Source organism: Streptomyces humidus (assembly GCF_014649655.1).
GTDB lineage: Bacteria > Actinomycetota > Actinomycetes > Streptomycetales > Streptomycetaceae > Streptomyces > Streptomyces humidus.
Genome location: NZ_BMTL01000001.1, coordinates 177,764 through 190,430 on the forward strand (window position 1 = coordinate 177,764; position 12,667 = coordinate 190,430).

Here is a 12,667-nt window from a genome sequence, read left to right on the forward strand (position 1 = left end):
TCCGTGCCCACTGGATGGAGGGATCGCACACCATGTCCGAGCAGCCGGCCGGTCCCCTCACCCCGCCGGTCCCGCTCTCCGCCCTGCTGGCCCGCGAGGACCTCGCGCTGCGGCAGATCGCCGGTCCCGTCGGCGCCGGCACGGAGCTGCACGGCGCGCACGCGTCGGAGATGGCCGACCCGTACCCGTATCTGCTGGGCGGCGAGCTGCTGCTGACGGCCGGGGTGCACTTCGCGGGGGCGGACGGGCCGGAGAGCCGCTTCGACGACTACGTCGGGCGGATCGCGGCGGCGGGCGGCGCGGCCCTCGGCTTCGGCGTCGCGCCCGTGCACGACACCGTGCCGCGCGCCCTGGTCGAAGCCTGTGACGCGCACGGGCTGCCGCTGCTCGAGGTACCGCCCCGTACGACGTTCGCGGCGGTGGCGCGGGCGGTCTGGCAGCTGATGGAGCGGGCCCGCACGGCGGAGCTGCGACGGGTGACGGAGGCGCAGCAGAGCCTCGCCGCGGCCGCCGCCGGCCCCGACCCGGTGCCGGCGGTACTGCGCCGGCTGGCCCGGGGCCCCGGCGGGCGGGCGGTGCTGTTCGGACCGGAGGGCACGGCGATCGCGTCGGCGGGGACGGCGACGGCGGCGGATCCGTCGCTGGCCCGGCTCGCTCGCGTCCTCGCCCGTTCCGGCTCCGCCGCTCCCACGACCTCCCCTGCCCCGGACGCGGGCCCCGGCCCCGGCCCCGCGCCGGTTCCCGACCCCGACCCCGCCACCACCGCCGCCGCCACCGCCACCACGGCGACCACCGCCACCACCGCGGCCGAGACCACCGCCTCCGGGGCCCGTCTCGCCGTCTACGCGCTCGGGGCGCGCCAGGGCTTCGTGCTCGGCGTCGCGGCGGCCCGGCGCGAGCCGGGCGACCACACCGTCGCCTCGGTCGCCGCCGTACTGCTGTCGCTGCTCACCGGGGAGCACCAGAGCGGCTCGGGCGCCGCCCGCTCCTCCGCGCTGGTGCGGCTGCTGCTGGGCGGTGCGCCCGGGGAGGTCGCGCCGCTGCTGGGCGGCGGGCGATGGCGCGTCGTGCACGCGCGGGCGCACGCGCGGCCGCCCGGCCCGGTGGCGGCCTCCGCGCTCGGCGCGGCGCTGGGGTCGCCGTTGGTCGACCTCGCCTCCGGCGTCGTACGGGTTCTCGTGCCGGCCGGGCGTGAACCGGAGCCGCAGCCCGGCTGGACGATCGGCGTCAGCGCCGTCGTCGAGCCGCCGCAGTGGCCGCTCGCCGACACCCAGGCGGCCCGCGCCCTGGCGCGCGCCCGGGCGACCCGCACGGCCCTGGTCCGGCACGGCGGACGAACGGCCCTGGCCGGCCTGGTCCCGCCGGACGAGGCAGCGGAGCACGCGCGGGCGCTCCTCGCGCCCCTCGCCGGCTCTCCGGCCCTCGCCGAGACGCTGCGGGCCTGGCTCTCGCTGCACGGCAGCTGGGACCGCACGGCGGTGGCCCTGTCGGTGCACCGCAACACCGTGCGGCAGCGGATCGCCCGCTGCGCGGCCCTGCTGGACGCCGACCTGGACGACGCCGACGTGCGGATGGAGCTGTGGTTCGCCCTGAAACACCGGTGAGTGACGCGTGTCCCAGCGGCCGGAACGGCGGGGACGCGCACAGTCCGCTGCCTCACAATGGAGACCATGCCGATACCCGGGACGCCCAGCCGCGCCGAACTCGTCGACCACCTCGTCAGGACCCGTATCGCCGGGGACGTCGCCACGCCTCGCGAGAACAACCTCTCCCACTACCGTCAACTCGCGAACGGCGTCCGCAACTTCTGGCTCGGCCTGGAACTCGGCGACCGGTGGAGCGACGAGCAGGACGTGCTCGCGGTGATGGCGGAGCGGGTGGGCGTGAACGACGACCCCGAGCACCGCTACGGCCAGGACACCATCGACCCGCAGCTGACGGTCGGCGGCCTGGAGCGGATGGCGGCCCGGCTGCGCAAGGCCGCCGAAGGGCGGCAGCGGGTCCTGTTCGCCACCGGCCACCCCGGCGGCCTCCTGGACGTGCACCGTGCCACGGCCGCCGCCCTGCGCGAGGCGGGCTGCGAGATCGTCGTCATCCCGCAGGGGCTCCAGACCGACGAGGGGTACGTCTGGCAGGTCGCCGACGTGGCGGTGCTGGAGCACGGGGCCACGTTGTGGCACACCCACTCCGGCGAGCCGATGAAGGCCGTCCTGACGGCGCTGGAGCGCGAGGGGCGTCCGCTGCCGGACCTGGTCGTGGCCGACCACGGCTGGGCGGGCTACGCCGGCCGGCACGGCGTCGACTCCGTCGGTTACGCCGACTGCAACGACCCGGCGCTCTTCATCGGCGAGGCGGAGGGCGTCGTCCAGGTCGCGGTGCCCCTGGACGACCACGTCGTCAGCCCGCGCCACTACGACCCGATGGTCGCCTACCTGCTGACGGAGGCGGGCCTGCGGGAGGCGGACCTGTAGGAGCCGCCCCCGGCCGGAGGCGCTCCGGCGGGCACGGCGGCGCGCCGGGCGTCCGGCGGGCACGGCGGCGCGGGAGGCGGTTCAGTCCTCCCGCGGTTCAGTCCTCACGCGGGACGCGGACCACGCCCTCCTGGATCACCGACACGGCGAGCCGGCCGTCCTGCGTGTAGATGCGGGCCTGGCCGAGGCCGCGGCCGGCGTGCGAGGACGGCGACTCCTGGTCGTACAGCAGCCACTCGTCGGCGCGGAACGGGCGGTGGAACCACATCGCGTGGTCCAGGGACGCCCCGACGACGTCGCCGACCGCCCAGCCGCCGCGGCCGTGCGCGAGGAGGACCGAGTCGAGCAGCGTCATGTCGGAGACGTACGTGGCCAGGACGACGTGCAGCAGAGGGTCGTCCGCGAGCTTGCCGTTGGTACGGAACCAGACCTGGGAACGCGGCTCGCGCGGCTCGCCGAAACTCCCGTACGGCGGCTCGTCGACATAGCGCAGGTCGATCGCCTCGCGGGCCTCCAGGAACTTCTCGACGACCGCGGGATCGAGGTGGCCGTAGCCGCGCAGCCGTTCCTCGGAGGTGGGCAGCGTGGCCGGGTCCGGCGAGGGCGGCATGGGCGTCTGGTGGTCCAGGCCCTCCTCGTACGTCTGGAAGGACGCCGACAGCGTGAAGATCGGCCGGCCGTGCTGGACGGCGACCGCGCGGCGGGTGGTGAAGGAGCGGCCGTCGCGGATGCGCTCGACGGTGTAGACGATGGGCGCGCCGGGGTCGCCCATGCGCAGGAAGTACGCGTGCAGCGAGTGGGCGTGCCGGTCCTCGGGGACCGTACGCCCGGCGGCGACCAGCGCCTGGGCCGCGACCTGCCCGCCGAACACGCGCGGGACGACGGCGGACCGGGACCGGCCGCGGAAGATGTTCTCCTCGATCTGCTCGAGGTCGAGCAGATCGAGGAGATCCTGTAGTGCCTGGCTCATGGCGTCCAGTTGTACCGGGTCGTACCGGGCGGCAGTCGCCGGGGCCTTACAGGCCCATGTCCTTGGCGATGATGGACTTCATGATCTCGCTGGTGCCGCCGTAGATGCGGTTGACGCGGTTGTCCGCGTACAGGCGGGCGATCGGGTACTCGTTCATGAAGCCGTAGCCGCCGTGCAGCTGGAGGCAGCGGTCGATCACGCGGTGGGCGACCTCGGTGCAGAACAGCTTGGCGCTGGCGGCCTCGGCCGGGGTCAGCTCGCCGGCGTCCAGGGCCTCCGTGGCGCGGTCGGCGACGGCCTCGGCCGCGTCCACCTCGGCCTGGCAGGCGGCCAGCTCGAACTTGGTGTTCTGGAAGTGCGCGACCGGCTTGCCGAAGACGGTGCGCTCCTGCACGTACTGCTTGGCGAACCGGACGGCGGCCTTGGCCTGCGCGTACGCGCCGTAGGCGATGCCCCAGCGCTCGGAGGCCAGGTTGTGGCCGAGGTAGGAGAAGCCCTTGTTCTCCTCGCCGAGGAGGTTCTCCACGGGCACCTTGACGTCGACGAACGCCAGCTCGGCGGTGTCGGAGGTCTTCAGGCCGAGCTTGTCCAGCTTGCGGCCGATCGAGTAGCCCTCGGACTTGGTGTCCACCACGAGCAGCGATATGCCGTGCCGGCGGTCGTCGGGGCGGGGCGCGTCGGTCCGGGCGCAGACGATCATCTGGTCGGCGTGGACGCCGCCGGTGATGAAGGTCTTGGAGCCGTTGAGGACGTAGTGCGTGCCGTCCTCGCTCAGCTTGGCGGTGGTCTTCATGCCCGCGAGGTCGGAGCCGGTGCCCGGCTCGGTCATCGCGATCGCCCACATCTCCTCGCCGGAGACGAACTTCGGCAGGTAGCGCTTCTTCTGCTCGTCGTTGGCGAGCAGCTTGATGTAGGGCAGGCCGAGCAGCACGTGCACGCCGGAGCCGCCGAAGGTGATGCCCGCGCGGGCGGTCTCCTCGTACAGGACGGCCTCGAACTTGTAGGAGTCGATGCCGGCGCCGCCGTACTCCTCGTCGACGCGGATGCCGAAGACGCCCAGCTCGGCGAGCTTGTAGTAGAAGTCGCGCGGCGCCTGGCCGGCCGCGAACCACTCGTCGTAGACCGGGACGACCTCGGCCTCGATGAAGGCCCGGAGGGTCTCCCGGAACGCCTCGTGGTCCTCGTTGAACACCGTACGGCGCACCGCCGGCCCCTCTCTGCGCCTAAGCCGGCGCCGCTCTCGCGGATGTGGTTGCTCGCCGTGGGGGTTCCTCAACGAATGGTTGCGGTCCCCGATGGCTAAGCGCTTGCTCAGGGACAACCGTACCGGCGGGTAGGGAGAGGCGTCCAGAGCCTTCGGGACACAGCGGCCGTAACGCTCGTCACTCCCCCGCGGCCGCCGCCGCGAACGCGCCGCGGGCCATGCGGTGCAGGAGCCCGGCCGTGGTCGCGCGGCCGGGGAGGGAACCCGGCCGGCCGAGGTGCGGGGTGGAGTTCAGCAGGCCGAAGACGGAGTGGACCGCGGAGCGGGCCGCGGGCTCCGCGAGGCCCGGGTACACCGCGCGCAGGACCTCCACCCACAGCTCGACGTACTGCCGCTGGAGCTGGCGGACCAGCTTGCGGTCGCTGTCGCGGAGGCGGTCCAGCTCACGGTCGTGCAGGGTGATCAGGGGACGGTCGTCGAGGGCGAAGTCGATGTGCCCCTCGACGAGCGAGTCGAGCACCGCCTCGGAGGGCACCCCGTCGGCCTCCGCCAGACGGCGCTTCGCGCCGGTCAGCAGGCGGCCGCTGATGCCCACCAGCAGTTCGGCGAGCATCGCGTCCTTGCCGGGGAAGTGGCGGTACAGCCCCGGACCGCTGATGCCGACCGCGGCCCCTATCTCGTCGACCCCGACGCCGTGGAACCCGCGCTCGGCGAACAGACGCGCGGCCTCTCTCAGGATCTGCTCGCGCCGGGTGGCGGCGTCGGTTCTCGTGGCCATGAGGGCAATTCTAGACAGCGAGGTTAGCGGTCGTTAACCTGAGAGAAATGGTTAACGCTCATTAACAGTCGATCACTGGCGTGAGGGGACCGCGAGGATGGAAGAGGCACCGGAGCTGACGAGTGCGGCAGACCCCGCATCGGAGGCCTGGCGGGCCAACGAGGAGGCGCACCGCGCGCTCGCCGAGGAGCTGCGCGGCAAGCTCGCCGCGGCCCGGCTGGGAGGCGGTGAGAAGGCGCGGGCCCGGCACACCGCGCGCGGCAAGCTGCTGCCCCGCGACCGGGTCGACGCCCTCCTGGATGCGGGCTCGCCTTTCCTGGAGCTCGCCCCCCTCGCCGCCGACGGGATGTACGACGGGCAGGCCCCGGCCGCCGGGGTCATCGCCGGGATCGGCCGGGTCAGCGGGCGCGAGTGCGTGATCGTGGCCAACGACGCCACCGTCAAGGGCGGCACCTACTACCCGATGACGGTCAAGAAGCACCTGCGGGCCCAGGAGGTGGCGCTGGAGAACCGGCTGCCGTGTCTTTACCTGGTGGACTCCGGCGGGGCCTTCCTGCCCATGCAGGACGAGGTGTTCCCGGACCGCGAGCACTTCGGGCGGATCTTCTACAACCAGGCCCGGATGTCGGGGGCCGGGATCCCGCAGATCGCGGCCGTGCTCGGGTCGTGCACGGCGGGCGGCGCGTACGTCCCCGCCATGAGCGACGAGGCGGTCATCGTCCGCGGCCAGGGCACGATCTTCCTGGGCGGGCCCCCGCTGGTGAAGGCCGCCACCGGCGAGGTCGTCACCGCGGAGGAACTCGGCGGCGGCGAGGTGCACTCCCGGGTCTCCGGCGTCACCGACCATCTCGCGCAGGACGACGCCCACGCGCTGCGGATCGTGCGCACCATCGTCTCCACGCTCCCCGCGCGCGGGCCGCTGCCCTGGCAGGTGCGGCCGTCGGTGGAACCCAAGGTCGACCCCTACGGGCTGACCGGCGCCGTCCCGGTGGACTCGCGCACCCCCTACGACGTGCGGGAGGTCATCGCGCGCGTGGTGGACGGCTCCCGGTTCGCGGAGTTCAAGTCCGAGTTCGGGCAGACCCTGGTCACCGGCTTCGCCCGGATCCACGGTCACCCGGTCGGGATCGTCGCCAACAACGGCATCCTGTTCTCCGAGTCCGCCCAGAAGGGCGCCCACTTCATCGAGCTGTGCGACCAGCGCGGGATCCCGCTGGTGTTCCTGCAGAACATCTCCGGGTTCATGGTCGGCAGGGACTACGAGGCGGGCGGCATCGCCAAGCACGGCGCGAAGATGGTGACGGCCGTGGCGTGCACGCGCGTGCCGAAGCTGACGGTCGTCGTCGGCGGGTCGTACGGCGCGGGCAACTACTCCATGTGCGGCCGGGCCTACTCGCCCCGCTTCCTGTGGATGTGGCCCAACGCCAAGATCTCCGTCATGGGCGGCGAGCAGGCCGCCTCCGTCCTCGCGACCGTCAAGCGCGACCAGCTCGAGGCCGGCGGCCAGGAGTGGCCCGTGGAGGACGAAGAGGCCTTCAAGGACCCGATCCGCGCGCAGTACGAGCGGCAGGGCAACGCCTACTACGCGACCGCCCGGCTCTGGGACGACGGGGTCATCGAACCGCAGGAGACCCGGCAGGTGCTGGGGCTGGCCCTGACGGCCTGCGCCAACGCGCCGGTCCCCCGGGGGGACGACACGACGCCCGGGTTCGGCGTCTTCCGGATGTGAGGAGGGGACTTCATGTTTGACACAGTGCTCGTGGCCAACCGGGGCGAGATCGCCGTCCGCGTCATCCGCACGCTGCGCGCCATGAGCGTGCGCTCGGTGGCGGTCTTCTCCGACGCCGACGCGGACGCCCGGCACGTCCGGGAGGCGGACACCGCGGTGCGGATCGGCCCGCCGCCCGCCGCGGACAGCTATCTGTCGGCCGGACGGCTGCTGGAGGCGGCCGCGCGGACCGGCGCCCAGGCCGTCCACCCGGGGTACGGCTTCCTGGCCGAGAACGCCGGCTTCGCCCGCGCCTGCGCCGACGCCGGGCTGGTCTTCATCGGGCCGCCCGCGGACGCCATCGCTCTCATGGGCGACAAGATCCGGGCCAAGGCCACGGTGCGGGCGGCCGGGGTCCCGGTCGTGCCCGGATCGAGCGGCAGCGGCCTGACGGACGAGCAGCTCATCGCCGCCGCCCACGAGATCGGCGTGCCCGTGCTGCTGAAGCCGAGCGCGGGCGGCGGCGGCAAGGGCATGCGGCTGGTGCGCGACGCGTCGCTGCTGGCCGAGGAGATCGCCGCCGCCCGCCGTGAGGCCCGCGCCTCCTTCGGCGACGACACACTCCTCGTCGAACGGTGGGTCGACCGGCCCCGGCACATCGAGATCCAGGTCCTCGCCGACGGGCACGGCAACGTGATCCACCTCGGCGAGCGCGAGTGCTCGCTGCAACGGCGGCACCAGAAGATCGTCGAGGAGGCGCCCAGCGTCCTGCTCGACGAGGCCACGCGCGCGTCGATGGGCGAGGCGGCCGTGCAGGCGGCGCGCTCCTGCGGTTACCGGGGCGCGGGCACGGTGGAGTTCATCGTGCCGGGCGGCGATCCGTCGTCGTACTACTTCATGGAGATGAACACCCGGCTCCAGGTGGAGCATCCGGTCACCGAACTGGTCACCGGGCTCGACCTGGTGGAGTGGCAGCTGCGGGCGGCCGCAGGCGAGGCGCTGCCCTTCGGCCAGGAGGACGTGCGGCTCACCGGGCACGCCGTCGAGGCGCGGGTGTGCGCCGAGGACCCCGCGCGCGGGTTCCTGCCGTCCGGCGGCACGGTGCTGCGGCTGCGCGAGCCGCAGGGCGACGGCGTGCGCACCGACTCCGGGCTCAGCGAGGGCTCCGAGGTCGGCAGCCTCTACGACCCGATGCTGTCCAAGGTGATCGCCTACGGCCCGGACCGGGAGAGCGCCCTCAGGAAGCTCCGGGCGGCCCTGGCCGGCACGGTCACCCTGGGAGTGCAGACCAACGCCGGGTTCCTGCGGCGGCTGCTGGCCCATCCGGCGGTCGTGGCGGGCGAGCTGGACACGGGGCTGGTGGAACGGGAGGCCGCCTCACTGGTCACCGCCGACGTCCCGCCGGACGTGTACGCGGCGGCGGCGCTGCTGCGCCAGGCCGCTCTCGCCCCCGCGCCCGGCACGGGCTGGGTGGACCCCTTCTCGGTCGCGGACGGCTGGCGCCTCGGCGGCGAGCCCGCCTGGACCGCGCACCACCTGCACGTGCCCGGACACGACCCGGTGACGGTCCGCGTGCGCGCCGCGGCCGACGGCGGACAGGAGGTGCTGCTAGACGGGGAGGAGACCCCGCGGCGCAGCTCCGGGATCCTGCCCCCGCGGCCGGACGACCCCCGCTTCGTCTGCCGTCTCGACGGCGTCACGCACGCCTTCGCCGCACTGCCCGACGGGACCTGGCTGGCCCGCGACGGCGACGCCTGGCAGGTGCGCGACCACGACCCGGTGGCCGCCTCCCTCGTCCGGGGGGCCCACGCGGGCGCCGACTCGCTCACCGCGCCGATGCCGGGCACGGTCACGGTCGTCAAGGTCGCCGTGGGCGACGAGGTGGCCGCGGGCCAGAGCCTGCTGGTGGTGGAGGCGATGAAGATGGAGCACGTCATCTGCGCCCCGCACGCCGGCGCCGTCGCCGAACTCGACGTGACGCCGGGCACGACGGTCGCCATGGACCAGGTGCTGGCCGTCATCGCCCCGGCCGCCCCGGTGAAGGAGGACCTGTGACGCTCCCCATGGCCGTACCGGCGCCGGGCCTGCCCGCCCGGGTGCGCATCCACGAGGTCGGCGCCCGCGACGGCCTGCAGAACGAGAAGACGACCGTGCCGACGGACGTCAAGGCCGAGTTCGTGCGCCGCCTCGCCGACGCCGGCCTCACCACCATCGAGGCCACCAGCTTCGTCCACCCGAAGTGGGTCCCTCAACTCGCCGACGCCGAGCAGCTGTTCCCGCTGGTGAGCGATCTCGACGTGGCACTGCCGGTGCTGGTGCCGAACGAACGCGGGCTGGACCGGGCGCTCGCCCTGGGGGCCCGCCGGGTCGCCGTCTTCGCGAGCGCCACCGAGTCCTTCGCCAAGGCCAACCTCAACCGCACGGTCGACGAGGCGCTGGCCATGTTCGAGCCGGTGGTGGCCCGGGCCAGGGCGCAGGACGTACACGTGCGCGGCTATCTCTCCATGTGCTTCGGCGACCCGTGGGAGGGCGCGGTCCCGGTCGCGCAGGTGGTCCGGGTCTGCCGCGCCCTGCTGGACCTGGGCTGTCACGAGCTGAGCCTGGGCGACACGATCGGCGTGGCCACCCCGGGCCATGTGCGGGCCCTGCTGACCGCGCTGAACGAACAGGGCGTGCCCACCGACGCGCTGGGGGTGCATTTCCACGACACCTACGGCCAGGCGCTCAGCAACACCCTCGCCGCGCTCCAGCACGGCGTCACCACCGTCGACGCCTCGGCGGGCGGTCTCGGCGGCTGTCCGTACGCCAAGTCCGCCACCGGCAACCTCGCCACCGAGGACCTCGTGTGGATGCTGCGGGGCCTCGGCATCGACACCGGGGTGGACCTCGGCCGTCTCGTCGCCACCAGCGAGTGGATGGCCGCCCGCCTGGGCCGACCCAGCCCGTCCCGCACCGTCCGAGCACTCGGCACCACGACAGCGCCCCACAAGGAGCAGTGACCCGACATGGACCACCGTCTCTCCCCCGAACTGGAAGAACTCCGCCGCACGGTCGAGGAGTTCGCGCACGACGTGATAGCGCCCAAGATCGGCGACTTCTACGAGCGGCACGAGTTCCCCTACGAGATCGTCCGCGAGATGGGCCGCATGGGCCTGTTCGGGCTGCCCTTCCCCGAGGAGTACGGCGGCATGGGCGGCGACTACCTGGCCCTGGGCATCGCGCTGGAGGAACTCGCGCGGGTCGACTCGTCCGTGGCGATCACCCTGGAGGCCGGCGTCTCGCTGGGCGCGATGCCGATCCACCTCTTCGGCACGCCCGAGCAGAAGCGGGAGTGGCTGCCGCGCCTGTGCTCCGGCGAGATGCTCGGCGCCTTCGGACTGACCGAGCCGGACGGCGGCTCGGACGCGGGGGCGACGCGCACGACGGCCCGTCTCGACCCCGACACCGACGAATGGGTGATCAACGGCGCCAAGTGCTTCATCACCAACTCGGGCACGGACATCACGGGGCTGGTCACGGTCACCGCGGTGACGGGCCGCAAGCCGGACGGCCGGCCGCTGATCTCCGCGATCATCGTCCCGTCCGGCACGCCGGGCTTCACGGTCGCGGCGCCCTACTCGAAGGTCGGCTGGAACGCCTCCGACACGCGTGAGCTGTCCTTCTCCGATGTGCGCCTCCCGGCGGCGAACCTGCTGGGCGAGGAGGGTCGTGGGTACGCGCAGTTCCTGCGGATCCTCGACGAGGGGCGCATCGCCATCGCCGCGCTGGCGACCGGGCTCGCCCAGGGCTGTGTGGACGAGTCGGTGAAGTACGCCGGGGAACGGCATGCGTTCGGCCGTCCGATCGGCGCCAACCAGGCCGTCCAGTTCAAGATCGCCGACATGGAGATGAAGGCCCACACGGCGCGCCTGGCCTGGCGCGACGCGGCCTCGCGGCTGGTGGCCGGGGAGCCCTTCAAGAAGGAGGCGGCGATGGCGAAGCTGTACTCGTCGACGGTCGCCGTCGACAACGCGCGCGACGCCACCCAGGTGCACGGCGGCTACGGCTTCATGAACGAGTACCCGGTGGCCCGCATGTGGCGCGACTCCAAGATCCTGGAGATCGGCGAGGGCACGAGCGAGGTGCAGCGGATGCTGATCGCCCGGGAGCTGGGCCTCCCCGCCTGACCCGACGCCGTTCCGCGGCCCGCGGCCCTGCACCCTCTCATCCCCGCGCTCCCGCGCTCCCGCGCCCCGATCGGCAGCCCGGCGGCCTCAGGTCACTCCTCGAGGCCGCCGACTCCGTTTCCCCGGCGGCTTGCTGAAAGGCCGTCCGCCGTCGGTCGACAGGCAGGTCACAGGCGTTGGGCAGGCGCCGCCGAGGGCGGTCCCGGGCCCCGGACGGCCCCCTGGACATCAGCTGAGGTTAGGCTAACCTACATTCGAATCGTCCTCGGGTGATCCCGCCCCGTTCGAAAGTGGCCACACTCATGCCCAACGCCAGAGCCGTCCGTCCCACCCGCCGTGGCATCCTCGCCGCCGGTGGCGCCCTCGGTCTCGGCGCCGTGCTCGCCGCCTGCGGGGACGGAGACGCGAGCGGCAGCGGCGCCGAGTCGTCGGCGAACGCGCCGGTCAAGTCCGGCCCCTGGACCTTCAAGGACGACCGCGGCACCACGGTGAAGCTCGACTCGGTCCCCGCGAACATCGTCGCCTTCACCGGCGTCGGGGCGGCCCTGTACGACTACGGGATCCAGGTCAAGGGCGTCTTCGGACCCACGAAGACGGCCGCGGGCAAGGCCGACGTCCAGGCCGGCGACATGGATGTCAGCAAGGTGACCGTCCTCGGCAACGTCTGGGACGAGTTCAACGTCGAGAAGTACGCGGCCCTCGCGCCCGACGTCCTCATCTCCACGATGTTCGACGGCGCCGGCACCCTCTGGTACGTCCCCGAGGCCTCCAAGGACAAGATCGCCAAGCTCGCTCCGAGCGTCGGACTGTCCGTCTACGACCGCCAGTTGACCGCTCCGCTGCAGCGCATGTGGGAGCTGGCCGAATCGCTGGGCGCCGACATGACGGCGGCCGCGGTCACCGGCGCCAAGAAGAGGTTCGAGGAAGCGGCCGCCCGGCTGCGCGCCGCCGCCAAGGCCAAGCCCGGCATCAGGGTGATGGCCGGTTCCGCGAGCCCGGAGCTGTTCTACGTCTCCGGCACCGACCTCTCCGTCGACCTCGAGTACTTCAAGGCCCTCGGCGTGAACTTCGTCGAGCCGCCGGCGAGCGCCAAGGCCAAGGGCGGCGGCTGGTACGAGTCGCTGAGCTGGGAGAACGTCGACAAGTACCCGGCCGACATCATCATGATGGACGACCGCTCCTCGACCGTCCAGCCCGCCGACATCACCGAGGCGACCTGGAAGAAGCTGCCCGCGGTGAAGGCCGGCCAGGTCATCGCGCGCTCCCCCGAGCCGATCCTGTCCTACGACAAGTGCGTGCCGCTGCTGGAGAACCTCGCCGCGGCACTGGAGAAGGCGAAGAAGGTCGCCTGACAAGGGCGACCCGACGCT

Annotated in this window: 10 protein-coding genes; 7 read left to right on the forward strand and 3 right to left on the reverse strand. The window is 73.1% G+C overall.

Annotated features, from left to right (window positions below):
- Positions 1-14 precede the first annotated feature (14 nt).
- Complete coding sequence (locus IE239_RS00765; protein WP_190147226.1) at positions 15-1,604, forward strand: PucR family transcriptional regulator; 1,590 nt, start codon at positions 15-17, stop codon at positions 1,602-1,604.
- A 66-nt stretch (positions 1,605-1,670) separates the two neighbouring features.
- Positions 1,671-2,471 (forward strand): phosphatase, encoded by an 801-nt coding sequence (locus IE239_RS00770; RefSeq protein ID WP_190147227.1) that lies wholly within the window; start codon positions 1,671-1,673, stop codon positions 2,469-2,471.
- Between the two features lie 97 nt (positions 2,472-2,568).
- Here IE239_RS00770 and IE239_RS00775 read toward each other — a convergent pair whose 3' ends face one another.
- The 3 genes from IE239_RS00775 to IE239_RS00785 form a co-directional block, all read right to left on the reverse strand.
- Entirely contained in the window at positions 2,569-3,441 is an 873-nt protein-coding gene (locus tag IE239_RS00775; protein WP_190147228.1) for an acyl-CoA thioesterase, read from the reverse strand.
- Between the two features lie 46 nt (positions 3,442-3,487).
- Positions 3,488-4,645, reverse strand: coding sequence for an acyl-CoA dehydrogenase family protein (locus IE239_RS00780; RefSeq protein ID WP_190147229.1), 1,158 nt, complete (start codon positions 4,643-4,645; stop codon positions 3,488-3,490).
- 178 nt (positions 4,646-4,823) lie between these two features.
- Positions 4,824-5,423: an SACE_7040 family transcriptional regulator gene (locus IE239_RS00785; protein WP_190147230.1), complete on the reverse strand. Its 600-nt coding sequence runs from the start codon at positions 5,421-5,423 to the stop codon at positions 4,824-4,826.
- A 97-nt stretch (positions 5,424-5,520) separates the two neighbouring features.
- Here IE239_RS00785 and IE239_RS00790 point away from each other — a divergent pair, with 97 nt between their 5' ends.
- From IE239_RS00790 to IE239_RS00810, 5 genes are all read left to right on the forward strand, one after another.
- Entirely contained in the window at positions 5,521-7,152 is a 1,632-nt protein-coding gene (locus IE239_RS00790) for a carboxyl transferase domain-containing protein (RefSeq protein WP_190147231.1), read from the forward strand.
- A 12-nt stretch (positions 7,153-7,164) separates the two neighbouring features.
- On the forward strand, positions 7,165-9,186 hold the full coding sequence (locus tag IE239_RS00795) for an acetyl/propionyl/methylcrotonyl-CoA carboxylase subunit alpha (protein WP_190147232.1): 2,022 nt from the start codon (positions 7,165-7,167) through the stop codon (positions 9,184-9,186).
- A gap of 8 nt (positions 9,187-9,194) precedes the next feature.
- Entirely contained in the window at positions 9,195-10,130 is a 936-nt protein-coding gene (locus IE239_RS00800) for a hydroxymethylglutaryl-CoA lyase (RefSeq protein ID WP_190147426.1), read from the forward strand.
- Between the two features lie 6 nt (positions 10,131-10,136).
- Positions 10,137-11,297, forward strand: a complete 1,161-nt coding sequence (locus IE239_RS00805) for an acyl-CoA dehydrogenase family protein (protein WP_190147233.1) — start codon at positions 10,137-10,139, stop codon at positions 11,295-11,297.
- Positions 11,298-11,599: 302 nt separating this feature from the next.
- On the forward strand, positions 11,600-12,649 hold the full coding sequence (locus IE239_RS00810; protein ID WP_190147234.1) for an ABC transporter substrate-binding protein: 1,050 nt from the start codon (positions 11,600-11,602) through the stop codon (positions 12,647-12,649).
- Positions 12,650-12,667 lie beyond the last annotated feature (18 nt).

Bases quoted from the DNA above. Each gene is read 5' to 3' on its own strand.
- IE239_RS00795 (WP_190147232.1), top strand. From the start codon at position 7,165: ATGTTTGACACAGTGCTCGTGGCCAACCGGGGCGAGATCGCCGTCCGC.
- IE239_RS00770 (WP_190147227.1), top strand. From the start codon at position 1,671: ATGCCGATACCCGGGACGCCCAGCCGCGCCGAACTCGTCGACCACCTC.
- IE239_RS00810 (WP_190147234.1), top strand. From the start codon at position 11,600: ATGCCCAACGCCAGAGCCGTCCGTCCCACCCGCCGTGGCATCCTCGCC.
- IE239_RS00790 (WP_190147231.1), top strand. From the start codon at position 5,521: ATGGAAGAGGCACCGGAGCTGACGAGTGCGGCAGACCCCGCATCGGAG.
- IE239_RS00800 (WP_190147426.1), top strand. From the start codon at position 9,195: ATGGCCGTACCGGCGCCGGGCCTGCCCGCCCGGGTGCGCATCCACGAG.
- IE239_RS00765 (WP_190147226.1), top strand. From the start codon at position 15: ATGGAGGGATCGCACACCATGTCCGAGCAGCCGGCCGGTCCCCTCACC.
- IE239_RS00775 (WP_190147228.1), bottom strand. From the start codon at position 3,441: ATGAGCCAGGCACTACAGGATCTCCTCGATCTGCTCGACCTCGAGCAG.
- IE239_RS00805 (WP_190147233.1), top strand. From the start codon at position 10,137: ATGGACCACCGTCTCTCCCCCGAACTGGAAGAACTCCGCCGCACGGTC.
- IE239_RS00785 (WP_190147230.1), bottom strand. From the start codon at position 5,423: ATGGCCACGAGAACCGACGCCGCCACCCGGCGCGAGCAGATCCTGAGA.